This is a genomic window from Variovorax sucrosi (genome assembly GCF_051216635.1).
Classification (GTDB): domain Bacteria; phylum Pseudomonadota; class Gammaproteobacteria; order Burkholderiales; family Burkholderiaceae_C; genus Variovorax.
This window is the reverse complement of the sequence record NZ_JBPJZU010000007.1, coordinates 290,400-312,260: the sequence shown is the minus strand read 5'-3', so window position 1 is coordinate 312,260 and position 21,861 is coordinate 290,400. Positions and strand designations below refer to the sequence as shown.

At 67.3% G+C, this 21,861-nt stretch carries 22 protein-coding genes and 2 tRNA genes; 14 read left to right on the top strand and 10 right to left on the bottom strand.

From position 1 onward, the window contains the following. Positions 1-22 precede the first annotated feature (22 nt). Positions 23-1,798: a biosynthetic-type acetolactate synthase large subunit gene (gene ilvB, locus ACSFBE_RS15965; protein ID WP_435491374.1), complete on the top strand. Its 1,776-nt coding sequence runs from the start codon at positions 23-25 to the stop codon at positions 1,796-1,798. 25 nt (positions 1,799-1,823) lie between these two features. On the opposite strand, the gene ACSFBE_RS15960 is transcribed toward ilvB, so the two are convergent. Continuing rightward, positions 1,824-2,270: a TM2 domain-containing protein gene (locus ACSFBE_RS15960; RefSeq protein ID WP_435491373.1), complete on the bottom strand. Its 447-nt coding sequence runs from the start codon at positions 2,268-2,270 to the stop codon at positions 1,824-1,826. 8 nt (positions 2,271-2,278) lie between these two features. Further along, positions 2,279-2,806 (bottom strand): GNAT family N-acetyltransferase, encoded by a 528-nt coding sequence (locus ACSFBE_RS15955; protein ID WP_435491372.1) that lies wholly within the window; start codon positions 2,804-2,806, stop codon positions 2,279-2,281. A 222-nt stretch (positions 2,807-3,028) separates the two neighbouring features. On the opposite strand from ACSFBE_RS15955, the gene rpsP reads away from it, so the two are divergent. From rpsP to hisC, 7 genes are all read left to right on the top strand, one after another. Further along, on the top strand, positions 3,029-3,292 hold the full coding sequence (gene rpsP / locus ACSFBE_RS15950; protein ID WP_187108420.1) for a 30S ribosomal protein S16: 264 nt from the start codon (positions 3,029-3,031) through the stop codon (positions 3,290-3,292). A 22-nt stretch (positions 3,293-3,314) separates the two neighbouring features. Beyond that, the gene (rimM, locus tag ACSFBE_RS15945; RefSeq protein WP_435491371.1) at positions 3,315-3,881 is read left to right on the top strand and encodes a ribosome maturation factor RimM; all 567 of its coding nucleotides are present in this window, start codon (positions 3,315-3,317) and stop codon (positions 3,879-3,881) included. Between the two features lie 14 nt (positions 3,882-3,895). Next, positions 3,896-4,642, top strand: coding sequence for a tRNA (guanosine(37)-N1)-methyltransferase TrmD (trmD, locus tag ACSFBE_RS15940; protein ID WP_435491370.1), 747 nt, complete (start codon positions 3,896-3,898; stop codon positions 4,640-4,642). A 97-nt stretch (positions 4,643-4,739) separates the two neighbouring features. Then, positions 4,740-5,123 (top strand): 50S ribosomal protein L19, encoded by a 384-nt coding sequence (gene rplS, locus ACSFBE_RS15935; RefSeq protein WP_435491369.1) that lies wholly within the window; start codon positions 4,740-4,742, stop codon positions 5,121-5,123. 176 nt (positions 5,124-5,299) lie between these two features. Continuing rightward, complete coding sequence (locus ACSFBE_RS15930; RefSeq protein WP_435491368.1) at positions 5,300-6,010, top strand: CoA pyrophosphatase; 711 nt, start codon at positions 5,300-5,302, stop codon at positions 6,008-6,010. A 64-nt stretch (positions 6,011-6,074) separates the two neighbouring features. Next, the gene (locus ACSFBE_RS15925; protein ID WP_435491367.1) at positions 6,075-7,076 is read left to right on the top strand and encodes a CobD/CbiB family protein; all 1,002 of its coding nucleotides are present in this window, start codon (positions 6,075-6,077) and stop codon (positions 7,074-7,076) included. Between the two features lie 19 nt (positions 7,077-7,095). Then, complete coding sequence (gene hisC, locus ACSFBE_RS15920; protein WP_435491366.1) at positions 7,096-8,175, top strand: histidinol-phosphate transaminase; 1,080 nt, start codon at positions 7,096-7,098, stop codon at positions 8,173-8,175. Positions 8,176-8,200: 25 nt separating this feature from the next. On the opposite strand, the gene ACSFBE_RS15915 is transcribed toward hisC, so the two are convergent. From ACSFBE_RS15915 to ACSFBE_RS15900, 4 genes are read right to left on the bottom strand one after another with little or no spacing between them, the layout of a single operon-like run. Then, positions 8,201-9,322 carry a glycosyltransferase family 4 protein gene (locus ACSFBE_RS15915; protein ID WP_435491365.1) on the bottom strand — a complete coding sequence of 374 codons (1,122 nt, stop codon included), beginning with the start codon at positions 9,320-9,322 and terminating at the stop codon, positions 8,201-8,203. Further along, on the bottom strand, positions 9,319-10,260 hold the full coding sequence (rsgA, locus tag ACSFBE_RS15910) for a ribosome small subunit-dependent GTPase A (RefSeq protein ID WP_435491364.1): 942 nt from the start codon (positions 10,258-10,260) through the stop codon (positions 9,319-9,321). The genes ACSFBE_RS15915 and rsgA overlap by 4 nt, the downstream gene beginning before the upstream one ends. A gap of 15 nt (positions 10,261-10,275) precedes the next feature. Further along, a complete protein-coding gene (locus ACSFBE_RS15905; RefSeq protein ID WP_435491363.1) occupies positions 10,276-10,617 on the bottom strand; it encodes a 4a-hydroxytetrahydrobiopterin dehydratase in 342 nt (113 codons plus the stop codon). 19 nt (positions 10,618-10,636) lie between these two features. Beyond that, on the bottom strand, positions 10,637-11,896 hold the full coding sequence (locus ACSFBE_RS15900; RefSeq protein WP_435491362.1) for a M48 family metallopeptidase: 1,260 nt from the start codon (positions 11,894-11,896) through the stop codon (positions 10,637-10,639). Positions 11,897-11,967: 71 nt separating this feature from the next. On the opposite strand from ACSFBE_RS15900, the gene orn reads away from it, so the two are divergent. Together orn and ACSFBE_RS15890 are read left to right on the top strand one after the other, a co-directional pair. Beyond that, positions 11,968-12,564, top strand: a complete 597-nt coding sequence (orn, locus tag ACSFBE_RS15895; protein WP_435491361.1) for an oligoribonuclease — start codon at positions 11,968-11,970, stop codon at positions 12,562-12,564. A 212-nt stretch (positions 12,565-12,776) separates the two neighbouring features. Next, positions 12,777-14,669, top strand: coding sequence for a DEAD/DEAH box helicase (locus ACSFBE_RS15890; protein WP_435491360.1), 1,893 nt, complete (start codon positions 12,777-12,779; stop codon positions 14,667-14,669). 185 nt (positions 14,670-14,854) lie between these two features. Here the strand turns inward: ACSFBE_RS15890 and ACSFBE_RS15885 are convergent. Then, a tRNA-Lys gene (locus ACSFBE_RS15885) sits at positions 14,855-14,930 on the bottom strand. Between the two features lie 102 nt (positions 14,931-15,032). Between ACSFBE_RS15885 and ACSFBE_RS15880 the strand changes: the two genes are divergently transcribed. After that, on the top strand, positions 15,033-15,752 hold the full coding sequence (locus ACSFBE_RS15880) for an SDR family NAD(P)-dependent oxidoreductase (RefSeq protein WP_435491359.1): 720 nt from the start codon (positions 15,033-15,035) through the stop codon (positions 15,750-15,752). Positions 15,753-15,809: 57 nt separating this feature from the next. Here the strand turns inward: ACSFBE_RS15880 and ACSFBE_RS15875 are convergent. Beyond that, a tRNA-Ala gene (locus ACSFBE_RS15875) sits at positions 15,810-15,885 on the bottom strand. A 94-nt stretch (positions 15,886-15,979) separates the two neighbouring features. Between ACSFBE_RS15875 and ACSFBE_RS15870 the strand changes: the two genes are divergently transcribed. Further along, positions 15,980-16,849 (top strand): alpha/beta hydrolase, encoded by an 870-nt coding sequence (locus ACSFBE_RS15870; RefSeq protein ID WP_435491358.1) that lies wholly within the window; start codon positions 15,980-15,982, stop codon positions 16,847-16,849. Positions 16,850-16,872: 23 nt separating this feature from the next. On the opposite strand, the gene ACSFBE_RS15865 is transcribed toward ACSFBE_RS15870, so the two are convergent. Together ACSFBE_RS15865 and ACSFBE_RS15860 are read right to left on the bottom strand one after the other, a co-directional pair. Further along, entirely contained in the window at positions 16,873-17,850 is a 978-nt protein-coding gene (locus tag ACSFBE_RS15865; protein ID WP_435491357.1) for a GMP reductase, read from the bottom strand. A 203-nt stretch (positions 17,851-18,053) separates the two neighbouring features. Beyond that, positions 18,054-18,707 carry an OmpW/AlkL family protein gene (locus ACSFBE_RS15860; protein WP_435491356.1) on the bottom strand — a complete coding sequence of 218 codons (654 nt, stop codon included), beginning with the start codon at positions 18,705-18,707 and terminating at the stop codon, positions 18,054-18,056. A 231-nt stretch (positions 18,708-18,938) separates the two neighbouring features. Here ACSFBE_RS15860 and azu point away from each other — a divergent pair, with 231 nt between their 5' ends. Both azu and ACSFBE_RS15850 read left to right on the top strand, forming a co-directional pair. Then, on the top strand, positions 18,939-19,391 hold the full coding sequence (gene azu / locus ACSFBE_RS15855; RefSeq protein WP_435491355.1) for an azurin: 453 nt from the start codon (positions 18,939-18,941) through the stop codon (positions 19,389-19,391). A gap of 44 nt (positions 19,392-19,435) precedes the next feature. Further along, positions 19,436-21,856 (top strand): UvrD-helicase domain-containing protein, encoded by a 2,421-nt coding sequence (locus ACSFBE_RS15850; protein ID WP_435491354.1) that lies wholly within the window; start codon positions 19,436-19,438, stop codon positions 21,854-21,856. Positions 21,857-21,861: the final 5 nt, after the last annotated feature.

The window sequence follows — 21,861 nt, the reverse complement described above, 5'->3', positions numbered from 1 at the left end:
CGATCCGCGGAAAAATAAAGCCATGGAACTGCTTTCTTCCGAACGTCTTTCACCGGCCGAGCCGCTTCGCATCCGAAACGGGGCCGTCGCGCTGCTCGACACGCTGGTTGCCTGCGGCGTCGACACGATCTTCGGTTACCCCGGCGGCGCCGCGCTGCCGCTGTACGACGCGCTGCACGGCGAGCCGCGGCTGCGCCATGTCCTGGTGCGGCACGAGCAGGCGGCGGTGCACGCCGCCGAGGGCTATGCGCGCAGCACCGGGCGCGTCGGCGTGGTGTTGGTGACCTCCGGGCCCGGGGTGGGCAACACCATCACCGGCCTGCTGGACGCGATGAGCGACTCGATCCCGCTGCTGTGCATCAGCGGGCAGGTCGCCAGCACGGTGATCGGCACCAATGCCTTCCAGGAGAGCGACGCGCTCGGCATGTCGCGTCCGGTGACCAAGTGGAACCACCAGCCGCGCATCGCCGACACCATTCCGGCGGTGGTGCGCCGTGCACTCGAGATCGCCGCGTCCGGGCGGCCGGGGCCGGTGTTGATCGACGTGCCGAAGGACGTGCAGCTGATGCCGGTGGGGGGTGCGGCCGCACCGCCGGCGCTCGCCTTCCGCCGGACGCGGGTGCCGGGCGTGCCGCCCCACGGCATGCTCCAGCGGGCGGCAGACCTCCTGTCGACGGCGCGCCGCCCGATCGTCTATGGCGGTGGCGGCCTGGTGAACGCCGGCCCCGCAGCCTGCGAGGCCTTCGGCCGGCTGGTGCGACGGCTCGACGCGCCCTGCACCCTGACGCTGATGGGCTTGGGCGCCTTCCCGGCCTCGGACCCGCATTTCGTCGGCATGCTCGGCATGCATGGGGCGCTCGAGGCGAACCTCGCCATGCACGAGGCCGACCTGGTGCTGTGCATCGGCGCACGCTTCGACGACCGGGTCACCGGCAAGCTCGACGAGTTCTGCCCGCATGCCCGCAAGATCCACATCGACATCGACCCCGCCAGCATCAACAAGGTGGTGAAGGTCGATGTGCCGATGGTGGGTGACTGCGGCGTGGTGCTCGACGCGCTGCTTGCCATGCCGCAGCTGCAGGCCCTGGCGCCGCAGCGCCTCGCGCCGTGGTGGGCCCGCATCGCCCGCTGGCAGGCCGAACGATGCTTCGACGTCGCGCCGCGCGCCGACGTGATCCTGCCGCAGCGATTGATGGCGACCCTGCAGCAGGCCCTCGATGGGCGCGACGCCATCGTCTCGACCGACGTGGGGCAGCACCAGATGTGGGCCGCCCAGTACCTGCGCTTCGAGCGGCCGGGACGCTGGCTCACCTCGGGCGGCGCCGGCACCATGGGCTACGGGCTGCCCGCCGCCATCGGCGCGCAAATCGCGCACCCCGACGCGCTGGTCGTTTGCGTCAGTGGCGATGCGTCGGTGCTGATGAACATTCAGGAGCTGTCGACCGCCATGCAGCACCGCACGCCGGTCAAGCTGGTGCTGTCGAACAACGGCTACATGGGCATGGTGCGCCAGTGGCAGGAGCTGAACCACGGCAACCGCCTGAGCCACAGCTGGAACGAGGCGCTGCCCGACTTCGTGGCGCTGGCCAAGGCCTTCGGCTGGGGTGCGCGGCGCGTGTGCGACCCGGCCGAGCTCGACGCGGCGCTGGCCGAATGCCTGGCGTCCGACGGGCCGTTCTTCCTCGACGTGCAGGTCGCCGCAGAGGAGAACTGCTTTCCGATGATGCCCTCGGGCCACGGCCATCACCGGGTGATGCTGGCCAAGGACCGCTGGTACGAGGAGCCGCCAGTGCCCTGAGGCACGCGCCGCAGCCGTCGCGCTGCTACTGCGAGATCTTGCGGCCTTCTTCCACCTGGTGTTCGAAGTAGCGCTGGAAGCTGAAGGCGATGCTCGCCATCAGCACCGTGCTGCCGATCAGCAGCGCGACCACCACCGCCCCGATGGTCAGCCAGCCGGTGCGGCCCGGCGCGGCGTCGGGGAGGGCGGTGGCATTGAAGCGGGCATTCCATTTTTCCGGTGTCGTCAGGCCGTACACGATGGCCGTCAATGCGCAACCGGCGACGGTGAAGCCCAGCAACGGAATGAGGGCCCAGCTCAGGCCGTCGTCCAGCCCGTACATGCGCGCGCGCTCGATGCCGTAGAGGCCCAGTGCCGTCGGCATCGGCAGCAGCCAGCCGACCATGTCGCCCAGGCCGTGCAGGTAGAAGCGGTGCAGGCCCAGCGGGCCGCCGATGAAGGCGAGCCAGGCGGCCAGCGTCTTGTTCTTCATCCGCGGGGTCATCCGGGCGACGTCGTGCTGCCGGCGCCCAGTGACTTTTCCATCAAAACCACGTCGAGCCACTTGCCGAATTTCCAGCCGCAGTCCTTAAGAACACCGACGTGCGTGAAGCCCTGACCGCGGTGCACGCCGATGGAGCCCGCATTGCCGGAATCGCCGATCACAGCGATCAACTTGCGCACGCCCGCGGCCTCCGCCGCCTGCGAAAGTGCGGCGAGCAGTTGCCGGCCGACGCCGTGGCCGCGCGCCGCATCGGCGAGGTAGATCGAATCTTCGGCCGAGAAGCGGTAGGCCGGGCGCGGCTTGAACCAGTTGCAGTACGCGAAGCCGAGCACTTGGCCGTCGCGTTCGGCCACCAGATAGGGCAATTGCTTGGACAGCACATCGGCCCGGCGTGCGGCCATGTCGGCTTCGGTGGGCGGGTCGGTTTCGAAGGTGCCGGTGCCGTTCTGCACATGGTGGGCGTAGATGGCGGCGATGGCCGCGACGTCGTCGTCATGGCTGGGGCGGATGGTGATGGGCGTCATCGAGAGGGGAGAAAGAAGGGTCCGTGCGGCTGCAGGAAAAAGACAGTGCAGGCGGCGAATTGGCAGCCTGGCGCAATTCTGGCAGGCAAAAAACCGGCCCGGGCTATAATCGTGGGCTTTTCAGCGTGTCGCTGGCCGGGTGGCCATGTCGCGTGTCTCGACGCTGGAAGAACTCTTGTGGGCGAACCTTGCGGGTTTGCTGCACCACCCGAAGGATAAATCATGGTCGTCATTCGACTCTCCCGCGGCGGCTCCAAAGGCCGTCCGTTCTTCAATATCGTCGTGTCGGACAAGCGCGTTCGTCGCGATGGCCGTTTCATCGAGCGCCTGGGTTTCTACAACCCGACCGCGAAGGAAAACGAAGAAAGCATTCGCATCGCGCAGGACCGCCTGACCTACTGGAAGAGCGTCGGTGCGCAAGCGTCGCCGACGGTCATGCGCCTGATCAAGCAAGCCGCCGCTGCCGCCCCCAAGGCTGCCGCCTAAGCTCGGCTCGCACGGCCCGGGGATGCTGTCCACGCTCGAAGCCGCCGAATTGCCGGCGGACGCCATCGAGGTAGGCCGCATCGCCGACGCCTGGGGCATCAAGGGCTGGTTCAAGGTCCTGCCCCACAGCGCCCAACCCGAGGCGCTCTTCTCCTCGAAGCGCTGGTTTATCCAGCCTTCCGGCCCGGCCACCGCGACGGTGCGGACCGGCGCCTTCCGGCTCGCAATCCGCGAAGCCAAGGAACATTCCAATTGCGTCGTCGCGACGTCGGACGACGTGCCTGACCGCACGGCCGCCGAGGCCTTGCGCGGCGCGCGCGTGTTCGTGCCGCGTTCGAGCTTTCCCACAGCGGGCGACGACGAGTTTTACTGGGTCGACCTGATCGGCCTGTCGGTGGTCAATCGCGAAGGCATCGTTTTGGGCACCGTGCGCGAACTGCTGGCCACCGGCCCGCAGACCACCCTGGTGCTCAGCGCGGAAGAAGACGGCAAGCCGATCGAGCGCATGCTGCCCTTCGTCTCGGCCTTTGTCGACAAGGTCGACCTGGCGGGCCGCCTCATCACCGTCGACTGGCAGCCCGACTACTGAGCGCCGGCGTCGCCATGCGCTTCGACGTTCTCACGCTTTTCCCCGAACTGTTCGCACCGCTGCTGACCAGCGGCGTGACCCGTCGCGCCTTCGAGTCGAAGCAGGTCGAGGTCGTCTTCTGGAACCCGCGCGACTTTGCCGAAGGCAACTACCGCCGAGTCGACGACCGCCCGTTCGGTGGCGGGCCTGGCATGGTGATGATGGCCGAGCCTCTGTCGGCCTGCCTCGATGCGGCGCTGGCCGCCCGCGGCGCGCCCGCGCCGGTTGTCCTTTTTTCGCCGGTGGGGGAGGTCCTGCGCCATGCGGCGGTCGAAACATGGGCGGCCGGCGAGGGCGCGGTGCTGGTCTGCGGGCGCTACGAAGGCATCGACCAGCGCTTCATCGACGCGCGCGTCACCCACCAGATCAGCCTGGGCGACTTCGTGCTGTCGGGCGGCGAGATCGCGGCCATGGCCCTGCTCGATGCGGTGGCGCGCCTGCAACCCGGGGTGCTGGGCGACGAGGCCAGCCACATTCAGGACAGCTTCAATCCGGCGCTCGACGGGCTGCTCGACTGCCCGCACTACACGCGTCCCGAGGTCTGGAACGGGCAGGGGGTGCCGGCGCCCCTGATGTCCGGCCACCACGCGCAGATCGAACGCTGGCGGCGCGACCAGCGGCTGGCCATTTCTGCGGCGCGCCGTCCGGAACTGGTCGAGGCGGCACGGGCTGCCGGTCGGCTGAGCCAAGCCGACGAGTTGGCGCTGAAAAAAAAGCTATAATCGCGGGCTCCCCGATCCTCTGGCCGGCCGCGTCATCCGTGAACAATATGGAAAGACGCCTTTAGTGCAGCGCGGTCACGATCGAATCCAGGAAATCATGAACCTCATCCAGACCCTCGAGCAGGAAGAAATCGCCCGGCTCGGCAAGACCATCCCTGATTTCATGCCCGGTGACACGGTCATCGTCAGCGTGAACGTTGTCGAAGGCAGCCGCAAGCGCGTGCAGGCCTACGAAGGCGTCGTGATCGCCAAGCGCAATCGCGGCCTCAACAGCGGCTTCACGGTGCGCAAGATCTCCAGCGGCGAAGGCGTGGAACGCACGTTCCAGACCTACAGCCCGCTGATCGCCGCCATCGAAGTCAAGCGCCGTGGCGATGTCCGCCGCGCCAAGCTGTACTACCTGCGCGAGCGCAGCGGTCGTTCGGCACGCATCAAGGAAAAGCTGCCGGGCAAGCGCCCGACGGCTGCAGCCGCAAAGTAAGCTGCTCCTTCGTGCCTCGCAAAAAGCCGCCGATTCGGGCGGCTTTTTGCATTTTCGGCGCGTCGCTTGCATGCGACGGTGATGCGCATGCGAGGCGTGCCGTGTATCTTTCTGTCACCTCCCGCGTTGTACTGTCGAAGCCATCGCTCGTTCCCTTGAATCCCATTCCCGCCACCATGGAAGCCCTCGCCCCGATCGAACCCATCAACGCCATCTCTCTGGCGGCCTTCGATCCGCGCGAGGTGCCGGTGGTGCGCATCGACAGCGACCTTCCCGCGGTGCCGGCGTCACAGCTGACGGCGCGTGCCCTGCGCGCCCGTTTTGCGACGCCGCCCGTCTGGACGCCGGAGTTGCGCCGCGAGCCTCGCATCGGTGACCGCGCACCGGCGCAGGCCGCCGTGCTGGTGCCGATCGTGCAGCGCGAGGTGCCGACCGTGCTGCTGACCGAGCGTGCGACGCAGATGTCGACGCACTCGGGCCAGGTCGCCTTCCCCGGCGGGCGCGTCGACCCGGAGGACGCGAACATCGCCGCCGCTGCGCTGCGCGAAGCCTGGGAAGAAGTGGGCCTGTCGGCCGACTACATCGAGGTGCTGGGCAGCCTGCCGACCTACACCACCGTGACCTCGTTCATCGTCACGCCGGTCATCGCGCTGGTGCAGCCAGGCTTTCATCTCACGCTCAGCCCGTCGGAAGTGGCCGACGCCTTCGAGGTGCCGCTGGCGCACCTCATGAACCCGGCCAACCACCGGCGCCATGCCATGGTGGGCGAGGGCCTGAACGCCCGGCAGTGGTTCTCGATGCCCTACCAGGACGGCCCGCAGGAGCGCTTCGTCTGGGGCGCAACCGCCGGCATGCTGCGCAACCTCTATCGCTTCCTGGCGGCCTGAGCCGGGCAGCGGCGCCCCCGGGCCGCGGCGGGGTGCGTCTCGGACCAGTCGCTATCATCGACCGATGAGCTTCTTTGCCATCCTGTGCGCGTTGCTGATCGAGCAGGTGCGCCCGCTCGCGCCCCGCAACCCGGTCTATGCGGGCGTGCTGGCATGGACACGCTGGACCAGCCGCAACTTCGACGCTGGCCAATCGCACCATGGCTGGGTCGCCTGGGGCCTCGCCGTCTTCGTGCCCACGCTGCTGACGCTGGGCGTGCACTGGCTGCTGGTGCTCACGCTCGGCCTGCCCTTTGCCGTGCTCTGGAGCATCGCGATGCTCTACGTCACCTTGGGCTTTCGCCAGTTCAGCCACCACTTCACCGGCATCCGCGACGCGCTGGAGGAGGGCGACCAGCCCCTGGCGCGCTCGCTGCTCGCGCATTGGCAGCATGTGGATGCGGCGAACCTGCCGCGCAGCGAGGTGGTGCGTCATGTGATCGAGCATTCGGTCATTGCCGCGCACCGGCATGTGTTCGGCGTGCTGGCGTGGTTCTCGGTCCTGGCCGCCTTCGGGCTCGGACCGGCCGGCGCGGTGTTCTACCGAATGAGCGAATTCGTCGCCCGTTACTGGGCCCACAAGGATGCTGCCGTGGTGCAGCCGTCCAGCCCGTCGGTGCAGCAGGCGGCACGGCGCGCCTGGGTCGCGGCCGACTGGCTGCCGGCGCGCATCACGGCGCTCGGTTTTGCCGTCGTCGGCAGCTTCGAGGATGCGATCGACAGCTGGCGCAACGACGCGCGCCGCTTTGCCGAGCCGAACGACGGCGTGATCCTCGCCGCCACCTCCGGCGCGGTGAACGTGCGGCTCGGCGGTGGCGGCCTGCGGCCCTTGGCGCCGAGCGATCCGCTGGCCGGCGCGCAGGTTGCCGACACCGGCTGGGCCGATCCGGTCGTCGACACCGGCAGCACCGGCGGCCGCGAACCCGATCTCGGCCATCTGCGCAGCGTGGTCGGCCTGGTCTGGCGTTCGGTCGTGATGTGGATGGTGCTGCTCGCCTTGCTCACGCTGGCGCGCCTGCTCGGATGACGGCCCCGGCCCGCCCGCGATGAGCGCCGCCTCGCCGTTCTGGAGCCCGCGCGTCGCCGCGCTCGAGCCCTACGTGCCGGGCGAGCAGCCGCGCATCGCCGGCCTCGTCAAGCTCAACACCAACGAGAACCCCTACCCGCCGTCGCCCCGCGTGCTCGACGCGATCCAGGCGGCGGCGTCCGAGGGCCTGGAGCGCTATCCCGATCCGGAGTCGCTCGCCCTGCGCGAGGCGGTCGCCGCGCGCAACGGCTTGCAAAGCGACCAGGTCTTTGCCGGCAACGGTTCCGACGAAGTGCTGGCCCATGCCTTCCTAGCCTTCTTCCAACGCGACGAGCCGCTGCTTTTCCCGGACGTCACCTACAGCTTCTACCGGGTCTATGCGCAGCTCTATGGCATCGACTGCGCGCTGCAGCCGGTCGACGAGGCGCTGCGCATCGATGTGGATGCGCTGGCGGCGCGTGCCGCCCAGGGCTGCGGCGGCATCGTGCTGGCGAATCCGAATGCACCCACCGGCCGCGCCTTGCCGCTGTCGGGCATCGAGCGGCTCCTGGTCGCCTGCCCGTCGCGCGTGGTGCTGGTCGACGAGGCCTACATCGACTTCGGCGCCGAAAGTGCCGTCCCGCTGATTGCGCGCCATCCCAATCTGCTGGTGGTGCAGACCCTGTCCAAGTCGCATTCGCTGGCGGGGCTTCGGGTCGGTTTCGCCTGCGGGCAGGCGCCGCTGATCGAGGCGCTGACGCGGGTGAAGAACAGCTTTAATTCCTATCCGCTCGACCGGCTGGCCCAGGCCGGCGCGGTGGCGGCGCTGGAAGACGAGGCCTGGCTCGCGAAGACGCGCCGGGCCATCATGGACGCGCGCGAAGGCCTGGTGCTGCAGCTGGAGGACCTGGGCTTCGAGCTGCTGCCCTCGTGGGCGAATTTCGTCTTCGCACGGCATGCGTCGCACGACGCTGCTGCGCTGGCGGCGGCGCTGCGTGCACGCGCGGTGCTGGTACGGCATTTCCGACAGCCGCGCATCGATGCCTACCTGCGCATCAGCATCGGGACCCGCGCGCAGTGCAGCGCGTTGACCGATGCGCTGGCGGCGATCCTCGGCTGAGGTGCTCGGCTGAGGCCAAGCGGTCTCAGTGCCGCGCGATCACGTCCTGCAGCAGGGCGATGTACTGCGCGATGAAGCGCTCGGGCAGGAATGCCTTCGAACGCTGGCGCGCCGCGGCCGCCAGTGCATCGCGCTGTGCTGGGTCCTGCAGCACCTGCAGCATGCGGTTGGCCAAGGCCTGGGCATCGCCGTTGGGAAAGTCGAGCCCGGCATCGCCAACGCACTCGGCCAGACCGCCCTGCGCCGAGACGATCAGGCATTTGCCCGCCGCCATGAGCTCGATCGCCACGCCCCCCATGGGCTCGTACCAGACCGAGGGCAGCACGCCGACAGCGCCGCGCCCGACCCAGTCGACCAGCGCCGCGCCCGACTGCTTGCCCGCGAAGACGACCGCCTGCGACAGGCCGAGCTCCGCCACCAGGCGCTCGATGTCCGGGCGTGCACCGCCATCGCCGATCAGCAGCAGGCGCGGGCCGGCGCCGTGCCGCCGCAGCACGTCGGCAAAGGCATGCACCAGTACGTCGACGCCCTTTTCCTGGACGATGCGGCCCATGTAGAAGAAGTCGAATTCCGGCGCCGTGCGGTCCGCACCCGCGAACTGCGCGATCGGGAAGGGGTTGTAGATGTGCTGCTGGCGCGGCAGCGGCAGGGCGGCGTCCATCCAGCGCGTGATGGCGACGTTGCGGTCGACACCGCACAGCGCCACAGAGCGCCGCAGCGCCAGCTTCAGCCCCTCGCGCAGCGCGCGTGGCCAGCCGGTGCGCCGCGCATGAAAGCGCACCGAGGCCCAGGGCGTCATCGGCGCCGGTGCGTTGTCGACCCAGCCCAGGCCATCGATGCAAGCGGCCTGGTAGCCGACATGCACCCAGACGAAGGGCTTGCGCGCCAGCATCACCCAGGGCTGCAAGGCCAGGCTGGCGCCGTTGAAGAGCACCACATCCGCCCATCGCACCAAGGCGCGGGCCTGCGCCCGCCCTGGCCTGCGAACGACCTCGAAGCCGAAGTCGTCGGGGGTGCTGCCTTCGGATTGCGTCACGACCTTGCAGTCGATGCCGTTGGCCACGAAGCCCTGTGCCAGGGTCATCGACACGGTCTCCACGCCGCCCAGCGAGGGATGGAAGGCATGCGAATACAGCAGGACTTTCATGGGAAGCGGCGTTGGCTCAGTTCGGCGAAGAGTTCGCCGTAGATGCGGTAGCGCGTGGCGTTGATCGCCCCGGCGTGGGTGGCGGAGTCGACTTCGGCGATGACGCCGCAGCCGGGCTCGTGCAGGTGGGTGCAGTTATAGAACTTGCAGTCGTTCGCATGGGCAGCGATATCCGGCATCAGCCGGGCGAGTTGCATCGCCTCGATGTGGTTGAGGCCGAATTCCTGGAAGCCGGGTGAATCGATGAGCGCCGTGTGCCGGTCGCGGTCGACCCAGTACAACGTGGTGCTGGTGGTCGTGTGCTTGCCGGAATTGAGCGCGTAGGAAATCTCGTTGGTCAGGGCCGATGCGCCGGGCACGAGCAGGTTGGTGAGCGTGCTCTTGCCGGCACCCGAGGGGCCGAGCACCAGCGTCGTCTTGCCCGCCAGCAGTCTTATCAGCACCTCGCGGTCGACCTCGCCCGACGCGGTGAGCGACAGCGGCAGCACGCCCTCATGCATGCGACGGTAGGGCGCCAACCGCGCCCACGCGCGTTCGAAGGGTTGAACCAGATCGCTCTTGTTGAGCGCGATGATCGGTGTGATGCGCTCGGCTTCGGCCGCGATCAGCGCGCGCGCCAGTTGATGCTCGGAGAATTCGGGCTCGGCCGCGATGAGGATCAGCACCTGGTCGAGGTTGGCCGCGAAGGACTTGGTGCGGATCTCGTCTTGCCGGTAGAACAGGTTCTTGCGTTCCACCACCTGCTCGATCGTGCCTTCGTCTTCGCTGGCCTGCCAGCGCACGTGATCGCCGACGACGGCCTGGCTCTTCTTGCCGCGCGGGTGGCAGATGCGTCGTTCACCCTCGGGCGTCTCGACCAGGCAATGGCGGCCATGGCTCGCGACGACCAGGCCATCGCGAAGGGCCGCGTCCGCTGCGGCGCCGCGTTGCTTAGCCAAGCGCGCGTTCTCCGGTCATGCGGCGGCCAACAACGCGTCGGCCTGCGCCGCGCAGTCGAGGTCGGTCTGCGAGATGCCAGACACGTCGTGCGTGTTGAAGCGCACCACGCAGCGGTTGTAGTGCACCGACAGGTCCGGGTGGTGGTCGAAGCGGTGCGCCACCAGTGCCAGTGCATTCACGAACGCGATGGTCTCGAAATAGTTCGCGAAGGTGTAGGTCTTCTCGATGGCGACATCGGCATCGTCACCGGTGAGCTTCCATCCGTCGAGGCGGGCGAGGGCGCTCACGATCTCGGTGGCGCTCAGGGCGCGCCGCGGCGTGGACTTCCAGTCCTTGAAGCTGAGCATGCTGGGCATGGGTGCGAATCTCCGGAGGTCAGGCTGCTGCCATCCGCGCGAGGCGCTCGGAAGCTGGCGGATGCGAGTAGTAGAAGCGAACGAACAGCGGGTCGGGCGTGAGCGTCGACGCGTTGTCCTGGTAGAGCTTGAGCAGGGCCGCGGCCAGGTCGCTGCCGCTGGTCTGGGCGATCGCGTAGGCGTCGGCTTCGAACTCGTGCTTGCGCGAAAGCCAGGCCGGCAGCGGGGCGACGAAGAACAGGAAGACCGGCACCGCCAGCATGAACAGCAGCAGCGCGAGCGCATTGTTCGGCGCGCCCATGTTGGGCTGCACGCCGAGGCCGGCGTAGAACCAGGATTGGCTCGACACCCACCCCAGCAGCGCGAAGCCGGCCAGGCTCAGCGCGAACATCGCACCCATGCGCTTGACGATGTGACGCCGTTTGAAGTGTCCCAGCTCGTGGGCCAGCACCGCCTCGACCTCGCCGGCGTTCAGTTGGCGCAGCAGGGTGTCGTAGAACACCACGCGCTTGCTGGCGCCGAAGCCGGTGAAGTAGGCATTGGCATGGGCGCTGCGGCGGCTGCCGTCCATCACAAACAGGCCTTTGGCGGCGAAGCCGCAGCGCTGCATCAGCGCCGTCACGCGCGCCCGCAGGCTGGCGTCTTCGAGCGGCTGGAACTTGTTGAAGAGCGGCGCGATGAAGGTCGGATAGACCAGCATCAGCAGCAGATTGAAGCCCATCCATGCGGCCCAGGCCCAGAGCCACCACCAGGGGCCCATCGCACCCATCAGCCAGAGAATGAGGGCGGCGATGGGCAGGCCGATCAGCGTACCGATCACGGTGCCCTTGACCGCGTCGGCCAGCCACAGCCGAAGGGTCATCTTGTTGAAGCCGAAGCGCTCTTCGAGTCGGAAGGTCTGCCAGAGCGTGAAGGGCAGGTCGAGCAGGCCACCGATCAGCGCGAAGCCCGCCAGCAGCGCGAGCTGCTGCACCATGCCACCGCCGAGCCAGGCCAGCAGCACCTTGTTGAGCAGGTCGAGTCCGCCGAGCAGTGTCCAGCCCAGCAGCACCGCGGCGCCCCAGGCCATTTCAAGGAGGCCGAAGCGGCTCTTGGCGATGGTGTAGTCGGCGGCCTTCTGGTGCGCCGCCAGTGTCAGCGTCGACGCAAAGGGGGCGGGCACCGCGTCTCGGTGCTGCGCCACATGACGGACCTGGCGCGATGCGAGCCAGAACTTCACCGCCAGGCCGGCGAGCAGGGCGGCGGCGAACGCATAGGTGAAGATGAGTGCATCGGACATGGCGGGCCGAGTTTAGCCCCCGCACCGGCGGGCCCGCTCGGTGCAGGGGCACCTTCGACGACAATCGCCCGATGCCTGAAACCCCCGCATCGAACCCCGCCGCATCCGCCCCCGTGTTGAAGAAAAGCGACCAGAACCTGGTCTGGCTCGACTGCGAGATGAGCGGCCTGGACCCGGAAAAAGAACACCTGCTGGAGATCGCCGTCGTGGTGACCAGTTCCGACCTGTCGGTGCGCATCGAAGGCCCGGTCTTCGTGATTCACCAGAGCGACGCGGTGCTCGACGCCATGGACAGCTGGAACAAGGGCACGCACGGCCGCAGCGGCCTGATCGACAAGGTCAAGGCCTCGACCGTGGACGAGGCCGAGGCCGAGAAACAGATGATCGAGTTCATCGGGCGCTACATCCCCAAGCAGGGCTCGCCCATGTGCGGCAACACCATCGGCCAGGACCGCCGCTTCCTGGTGAAGTACATGCCCAAGCTCGAGGCCTACTTCCACTATCGCAACCTCGACGTGAGCACGCTGAAGGAACTGGCCAAGCGCTGGAAGCCCGCCGCCTACAACGCCTTCAAGAAGCAGCAGGCCCACACGGCGCTGGCCGACGTGCACGAATCCATCGACGAGCTGGCGCACTACCGCCAAACCTTCCTTCGTCTTGAGGATTAGGTAAAAACCCGGGCCCGTGTCATAATCTCGGGCTTCGCTGCACAGTGCAGCGTTTCTCGCATCTCCCTATCTTGCACACCGCGCCCGATGAACGGGCCGCAGCCAAGGCAGACCTCAGGTCGTAGCTCTTGCTGAATGTCGTTGGATGGTTGATGTTTTTAACCACCCGACGGGGCGCCGCCTACGGCAGCGCTCGCGTATGAGCTATCTACATGACCGACGCTTACCTTCAAGCGCAGGGCGATTTCGCGCCTGTGCAATCCGACGAATTCGCCGTGGCCGGTGAATTCGCTGCCGATTCGACCGCCGATGACATCGTCGTGCTCGACCTGGCCGACGACGCCGCGCCCGAAGCCGAAGCCCCGAAGAAGCCCAACGGCTTTGTCGCGCTGGGCCTGGCGCCCGAACTGGTCGCTGCTGTGGCCGACCTCGGTTTCGAACAACCGACCTCCGTCCAGGAAAAAGTCATCCCCCTCGCGATGACCAGCTCCGACGAAGGCAACGCCCGCTTCATCGACCTGCTGGTGTCGAGCCAGACCGGCAGCGGCAAGACCGCCGCCTTCCTTTTGCCCGTGCTGCACACGCTGCTCGCCCAAGAAGCCGAAGCCGCTGCTGCGCTCAAGGCCGAGGCCGACCGCCTGGCTGCCGAAGCCATCGCCCGCGGCGAAGCGCCGCCCAAGAAGGCCAAGCGCAAGGACCCGACCAGCAACCGCAACTTCAAGGCCGCCACGCCCGGCGCCCTGATCCTGTGCCCGACGCGCGAGCTCGCCCAGCAAGTGGCGCACGACGCCATCGATCTGGTGAAGCATTGCCGTGGCCTGCGCGTCGCCAGCGTGGTGGGCGGCATGCCTTACCAGCTGCAGATCGCCAAGCTGCAGAACGCAAACCTCGTGGTCGCCACGCCGGGCCGCCTGCTCGACCTGCAGCGCTCGATGCAGATCAAGCTCGACCAGGTGCGCTTCCTCGTGGTCGACGAAGCCGACCGCATGCTGGACCTCGGCTTTGCCGACGACCTGGCCGAAGTCAACCAGCTCACCATCGAACGCAAGCAGACGATGATGTTCAGCGCGACCTTCGCGCCGCGCATCCAGCAGCTCGCGACCCGCGTGATGCGCCAGCCGCAGAAGATCCAGATCGACTCGCCGCAAGAAAAGCACGCGAACATCAAGCAAGTGCTGTTCTGGGCCGACAACACCCAGCACAAGCGCAAGATGCTCGATCACTGGCTGCGCGACACCACGATCAATCAGGCCATCGTGTTCGCCAGCACGCAAGTCGAGTGCGACGGCCTCGCGAACGACCTGCAGCAGGACGGCTTCAGCGCTGTCGCGCTGCACGGTGCCCTGAGCCAGGGCCTGCGCAACCGCCGCCTGATGGCGCTGCGCCAGGGCCAGGTGCAGATCCTCGTGGCCACCGACGTTGCCGCCCGCGGCATCGACGTGCCGACCATCACCCACGTCTTCAACTTCGGCCTGCCGATGAAGGCGGAGGATTACACCCACCGCATCGGCCGCACCGGCCGTGCCGGTCGCGACGGCATCGCCGTGACCTTTGCCGAGTTCCGCGATCGCCGCAAGATCATGGACATCGAGCACTACAGCCATCAGCAGTTCAAGGCCGAGACCATTCCTGGCCTGGAACCCCAGCAGCGCATGCCGCAATCGCGTCCGCAAGGCAACTTCGGCGGCGGTGGCCGTGATGCCCACTCGCGCGGTGGCGAACGCAAGTTCGGCGGCGGCGCTGGTGCCGGCCCGCGTGGCGGTGGCTTCGGTGGCAACGGCGGCGGCTATGCCGGCGCCAGCGGCTTCAACGACCGCGGCCCGCGCGGCGCGGCACCCGGTGCCCGCCCGCACCATGGCCACAACGCCGGTTTCGGCGGCGGTCGTGACGAAGGCGGCGGCGGTTTCGGTCGCAAGCCGGGCTGGGGCGACAGCGCACCGCGCGGTGCCGGTGGCCCGGGCCGCGGTGAAGGCTTTGCGCCGCGTGGCGAGAGCTTCGCCCCGCGCAACGAAGGCTTCGGCGGCCCGCGTGGCGCGGCCGGCGGCGGCGGCAAGGTGTTCGTGCCGCGCGACGCGGCGAAGCGTGCATTCAAGCCCAGCCGCTGAGTGATCGCCGGCCTTGTGCCGGTTTGATTGCCGATTTGATCGATCGGTAAAAACAAAAGGCCTGCCTTCGTCATGAAGGCGGGCCTTTTGTCTTTCCGGGGGAGGGCGTGCGAGGTGTGAGCCCGCAATGAAAAAAGCCTGCTACGGTGAGGTAGCAGGCTTTTCAACGCTTGCGCGGGTGTTGGTGGTGGGCCCTGAGTGACTCGAACACTCGACCTACGGATTAAGAGTCCGCTGCTCTACCAACTGAGCTAAGAGCCCCTGACTGACATCGACATCGCTGTCATCAGGCAAGTCTGCGATTATAGCCATAGAAATCGGGCTGTCGTAGGATGCGTGGCTCCCCCCGTCAAAAATCCAACAATGGCCACCTCTCTTCCTTCTGCCTCCGAACCGTCGCACGTTGTGATCACCGGCGCCGCCGGCGCGCTCGGGCGTGCCGTGGTTCAGCGCTTCATGAGCGACGGCGCTCGGTTGGCGCTCATCGGTCATAGCGAGAGCCAACTGGCCGATGCCTTTCCGGGACTCGACAACTCGCGCCATCTGCTGATCGCAGCGGATGTGACGTCCGCCACCGGCATGCAGGCCGCCGCCGGGCAGATCCTTCAAGCCTTCCAGCACGTCGACACCATCGTGCACGTGGCCGGTGGTTTCGAGATGGGCGCATCCGTGCACACGCTCGATCGCGCCAGTTGGGATCGCATGATGAACCTCAACGCCTGGTCCTTCGTCGCTGTAACGCAGGCTTTCGTGCCGTCGATGGTCGAGCGCAAGGTGGGCAGCGTGATCGCCGTCACGGCCAAGATCGCGGGCCGCGGGTTGGCCTCGATGTCCGCATACATCGCGTCGAAGAGTGCGCTGCAGCGGTTGGTCGAGGCGATGGCGGCCGAGCTGTCGCCGCATGGCGTCCGGGTCAACAGCATTGCGCCCAGCGTGCTCGACACACCTGCCAATCGGCAAGCCATGCCCGACGCCAATCCGGCGGACTGGGTGTCAACCGACGTCGCGGCGCAGACGGTGGCCTTCCTGGCATCTCCCGCCGCCCAAGCGTTGCACGGCCAGCATCTCGCCCTCGACGCCTGAGGACGGGCACACCACGAAAAAAGCCTCGGCGCGGACGCCGAGGCTTCTGGATCGAGTTGGTGGAGAGGATGAGGATCGAACTCACGACCTCCGCATTGCGAACGCGGCGCTCTCCCAGCTGAGCTACCCCCCCAACGCAGGCGGAATTCTAACCAGAATGCCCGACCGCGGTCTTGCGCTGCGACAACATGGCGCTACCGAATCGAACTATTTTTAAGGAGTTCCGGATGACCTCTTCCATCGACCGCGACTGGTTGGAGCGCATGTACAACAACCGGGCGCTGGTGCCCGACCACGCGCGCTATTTCGAACGCTGGGCACGCGACTCCGAGGCCGCGCGCGCGGCCTCTCGCTGCGTGCTCGACATGCCCTATGGCAGCGCGCCGAGCGAGGCGCTCGACATCTTCCCGGCCGAGCAGGCCGATGCGCCGGTGCTGGTGTTCATTCACGGCGGCTACTGGCGTTCGCTCGACAAGCGTGACCACTCATTCCTCGCGCCCAGCTTCACGAACAAGGGCGTGTGCGTGGTGATTCCCAACTATGCGCTGTGCCCCGGCACCGAAAGCAAGCCGGTCACGGTCCCGTCGATCGCGCTGCAGATGGTGCAGGCGCTGGCCTGGACCTGGCGCCACATCGCCGGGCATGGTGGCGATCCGCGGCGCATCACCGTCGCCGGGCATTCGGCCGGCGGCCACCTGGCGGCGATGCTGCTGGCCTGCCACTGGCAGGCGGTCGACGCCGCGCTGCCGGCGAATCTCGTGCGCACGGCCTTGTCGATTTCGGGGCTGTACGAGCTCGGCCCGCTGCAGCATGTGCCATCGCTCGAGGCCGCGCTGCGGCTGACGCCCGACGACGCGGTGCGGGCCAGTCCGGCGCTGTGGCCGACCCCTGCGCGCGGCGTGCTCTATGCCGTGGCCGGTGGTGCCGAGAGCGACGAATTCCATCGGCAGAACGCGCTGATCCGCCAGGCCTGGACCTCGCGCACCGTGCCGGTGTGCGAGCTGTACCCGGGGCTGCATCACTTCAGCGTGCTCGACGCGCTGGCCGACGAAACGCATGCGCTGCACGCCCGCGCCATGACGCTGCTGTCCAGCTGACGCGCGCACAGCGGCGCACCGGGTTACATCAGCAGGTGTTCACCCTCGTTGGCGCCACCGAGCGTCACGTAGTTGACCTTGCGAATGTCCATCAGCACCTTGCCGCCGGCATAGCTGATGGAGCTCTGCACGTCCTGCTCCATCTCGACCAAGGTGTCGGCCAGCTTGCCTTTGATCGGCTCGAGGATGCGTTTGCCTTCGACGTGCTTGTACTCGCCCTTGTTGAAGTCGCTGGCCGAGCCGTAGTACTCCTTGAAGAGCACGCCGTCGACCTCGACCGTCTTACCCGGCGACTCTTCATGGCCTGCGAACAGCGAGCCGATCATCACCATCGACGCGCCGAAGCGGATGCTCTTGGCGATGTCGCCGTGGTCGCGGATGCCGCCATCTGCAATGATCGGCTTGGTCGCCACCCGCGCACACCACTTGAGCGCGCTCAGTTGCCAGCCGCCGGTGCCGAAACCGGTCTTGAGCTTGGTGATGCAGACTTTGCCCGGCCCGATACCGACCTTGGTCGCGTCTGCGCCCCAGTTCTCCAGGTCGATGATGGCCTCGGGCGTGCCGACGTTGCCCGCGATCACGAAGCTCTTTGGCAGCTTGTCCTTGAGGTAGGCGATCATGTTCTTCACCGTGTCGGCATGGCCGTGCGCGATGTCGATCGTGATGTATTCCGGCGAGAGGCCGGTTGCAGCCAGTTGGTCGACCGTGTCGTAGTCGGCCTTCTTCACGCCCAGCGAGATCGAGGCGAACGTGCCTTTGGCGTGCATGTGCTTCACGAACGCGACGTTGTCGAGGTCGAAGCGGTGCATCACGTAGAAGTAGCCGTTCTGCGCCAGCCAGAGGCTGATGGTCTCGTCGACCACCGTCTTCATGTTGGCCGGCACGACCGGGAGGCGGAATCGGCGTCCGCCGAGCGCCACGCTGGCGTCGCATTCCGAGCGGCTTTCCACGCGGCATTTGCGCGGCAGCAGCAGGATGTTGTCGTAGTCGAAGATCTGCATGAGAAACCAAGCTCCTGTGGCGGTGCACCGCGGAACGATTTCCGGCGGCGTGGGCGCTTGGTCCCGGCCCGGTCTCGGCGCCCCTGCAGGCGCAAAAAAACCGGGCGACAAGAAACTTGGGCCCGGTGATTGATTCTAGGGAGGTGCCGGCTCGGGTGCGAGGGCGCTTTCGTATAGACCTTATTCGCGACCGGTCCGCTCGATCAGAAGCGGTAGCCGATGCCCACCCCGATCAGCAGCGGGTCGAGCTTGACCGTCGACAGCTTGGTGCCGTTCATGCTCACGTCGGTGCGGATCTGCACCTTCTTCACGTCGAAGTTCAGGAACACATTCTTGGCGACCTTGATGTCGAAGCCCGCGCCGATGGCCAGCCCGAAGCTGTTGTGGTCGAGGTCCAGCCGGCCGACGGTCGGCACGTTGAGCTTCGTCGACCCGATGCGCGTGTAGTTGAAGCCGGCACCGACGTACGGGCGGAACGAGCCCTCAGGCAGGAAGTGGTACTGCAGCGTCAGCGTCGGCGGCAGGTGCTTGAAGGTGCCGATGTCCACCGGGCCGCCGAGCGCGCTTTGCTCGATCGTCACGCGTTGCTTCTGCGGCACGGTCAGCACCAGTTCAGCGGCGATGTTCGGCGTGAAGAAGTAAGTGATGTCGAACTCGGGGATCGTCTTGCTGTTGACCGTGATCGCGTCCTCCGGCACGGCCAGTGCGCCGATGGCGTCCGAATGGTTGGCGGTGTCGAGACGCACCGCACGGGCGCGCACCAGCCAGTTGCCCTCGGCTTCCTGGGCGAAGGCGGGCAGGGCACACAAGGTGCCCAGCAGGGCCGCGACGAGGGTGTGGGGAAGGTTCTTCTTCATGGTCGAGGGACTCCAGGTTGTGGCCGAGGCACAGTGTTCGGCGGCTGGCAGGCAGTCTCGGCCGCCGCGCCATCCGCGTCCTTGATCCAGGGCAAGAGTTGCGACACGCCGTCGAATGGCCGCGTTCAACGCGTTGCCTTGATGCGGATCAGTCGCCGGTGCGCAGCCCGGTCGCACAATGCCGGCAGCGCGGCGCATCCGGTGCCGCTTGCCCTCAGGAGATTCGTTCCCATGCTTCGTCACCACCTTGCCGCCGTCGCCGTTCTGGCGCTCGCCTCGTCCTCCGTCTTCGCCGCCGATTGCACGGTGGAGATCGAAGGCAACGACGCCATGCAGTTCAACAAGCCCGTCATCGAGGTGAGCAAGACCTGCAAGGACTTCACCGTCAAGCTCAAGCACGCGGGCAAGCTGCCGAAGCAGGCCATGGGCCACAACTGGGTGCTGGCGAAGACGGCCGACGTGCAAGCCGCGGCGACCGACGGCATCGCCGCCGGCCTGCCGCAGAACTACGTGAAGGCTGGCGACGCGCGCGTCGTGGCCCACACCAAGATCGTCGGCGGTGGTGAGACCGACAGCGTGACCTTTGCGGTGGCCAAGCTCGGCGCGGCCGAGAGCTACACCTACTTCTGTTCCTTCCCCGGCCACTCGGCGATCATGAAGGGCACGCTGAAGCTGGTGAAATAGGCGGGGCGGGCGCGCGCGGGAGCCCGGCTTCCTACAATGCCGGGATGTCCCTTTTCGGCTCGCACGACGCCTCCGCCGGCGCCCCCTCTTTCCCAGCGGCCGCCTCGCCCCTGCTCGTCAACCTCAACCCCGAGCAGCTTGCGGCGGTCACGCTGCCCGCAGGCAACGCGCTGATCCTCGCCGGCGCCGGTTCCGGCAAGACGCGGGTGCTCACCACCCGCATCGCGTGGTTGATGCAGACCGGCCAGGTGTCGCCCGGCGGCATCCTCGCCGTGACCTTCACCAACAAGGCGGCGAAGGAGATGATGACCCGGCTGACCTCGATGCTGCCGGTCAATGTGCGCGGCATGTGGATCGGGACCTTCCACGGCCTGTGCAACCGCTTCCTGCGCGCGCACTGGAAGCTGGCCAACCTGCCGTCGACCTTCCAGATCCTCGACACGCAGGACCAGCTCTCGGCCATCAAGCGGCTGATGAAGCAGTTCAACGTCGACGATGAGCGCTTCCCCGCCAAGCAGACGCAATGGTTCATCGCCGGCGCCAAGGAAGACGGCCGGCGCCCGCGCGACGTCGAGGTGCACAGCGAGGACGACCGCAAGAAGGTGGAGATCTATCAGCTGTACGAGGAGCAGTGCCAGCGCGAAGGCGTGGTCGACTTCGGCGAGCTGATGCTGCGCAGCTACGAGCTGCTGCGCGACAACGACCCGGTGCGCGAACACTACCAGCGGCGCTTTCGCCACATCCTCATCGACGAGTTCCAGGACACCAACCGCCTGCAATACGCATGGATCAAGATGCTGTCAGGCCAGACGGTCGACGGCCGCTTTGTGCCGGGCGACAGCAGCGTGATCGCGGTCGGCGACGACGACCAGAGCATCTACGCCTTCCGCGGTGCGAGGGTGGGCAACATGGCCGACTTCGTGCGCGAGTTCGACGTGCAGCGGCAGATCAAGCTCGAGCAGAACTACCGCAGCTTCAGCAACATCCTCGACTCGGCCAACGCGCTCATCGGCCACAACACCAAGCGCCTGGGCAAGAGCCTGCGCACCGAACAGGGCCCCGGCGAGCCGGTGCGCGTGTACGAAGCCACCAGCGACTTCGCCGAGGCGCAATGGATGGTCGAGGAGATGCGCCAGCTCGCGCGCGACGGCATCGACCGCAAGGAGATGGCGGTTCTCTACCGCAGCAATGCGCAGAGCCGGGTGATCGAAACCGCGCTGTTCAACGCCGCCGTGCCGTACCGCGTGTACGGCGGCCTGCGCTTCTTCGAGCGCGCCGAAATCAAGCACGCGCTGGCCTACCTGCGCTTGCTGGAAAACAAGGACGACGACACCAGCTTCCTGCGCATCGTCAACTTCCCGCCGCGCGGCATCGGCGCGCGCAGCATCGAGCTGCTGCAGGACGCGGCGCGTGCGGCCGGGCATTCGCTGCACGACGCGGTGAGCGCCGTCGGCGGCAAGGCCGGCGCCAACCTGTCGGCCTTCGTCGCGAAGATCGATGTGCTGCGCGAGCAGACGGTCGGCATCTCGCTGCGCGAGATCATCGAGCTGGTGCTCGACCACAGCGGCCTCGTCGAGCACTACAAGGCCGACCGCGAAGGCGCCGATCGCATCGAGAATCTGGAAGAACTGGTGAACGCGGCCGAGAGCTTCGTCACGCAGGAAGGCTTCGGCCGCGACGCGGTGGCGCTGCCGGTGGACGAGCTGCGGCAGTCGCCGGCGAGCCAGGGCCTGGACCCGAACCTACCGGTGGTCGATGAGCCACTCGCTCCCGACGCCGAGACCGGCGAGACGCTGAGCCCGCTGGCCGCCTTCCTCACGCACGCCGCGCTCGAATCCGGCGACAACCAGGCGCAGGCCGGACAAGACGCCGTGCAACTCATGACGGTGCACGCCGCCAAGGGCCTGGAATTCGACTGCGTGTTCATCACCGGCATGGAAGAGGGCCTGTTCCCGCACGAGAACTCGATGAGCGACTTCGACGGGCTCGAAGAAGAGCGCCGCCTGATGTATGTCGCCATCACGCGGGCCCGCCAGCGCCTGTACATGAGCCATTCACAGACGCGCATGCTGCACGGCCAGACCCGCTACAACCTCAAGAGCCGCTTCTACGACGAGCTGCCCGAGGGCGCGCTCAAGTGGCTGACGCCGAAGAACCAGGGCTTCGCGCCCTCGGCCTTCGGCTACGGCGGCGGCTATGCGACCTCGCGCGGCGCAGGTGGCGCCGGCAGCTACGGCGGTGGCGGCTTCGGCAAGGAGTCGTTCGCGAGCCCGCCCGTGCCGCCACAAAAGGCCGCGCCCTCGCACGGCTTGCGCTCGGGCATGCAGGTCTTCCACAACAAGTTCGGCGAAGGAACCGTGGTGGCACTCGAAGGCAGCGGCGACGACGCCCGTGCGCAGATCAACTTCCCGCGCCACGGCGTGAAGTGGCTGGCACTGTCGGTCGCCAAACTCACGCCGGTTTGACACCG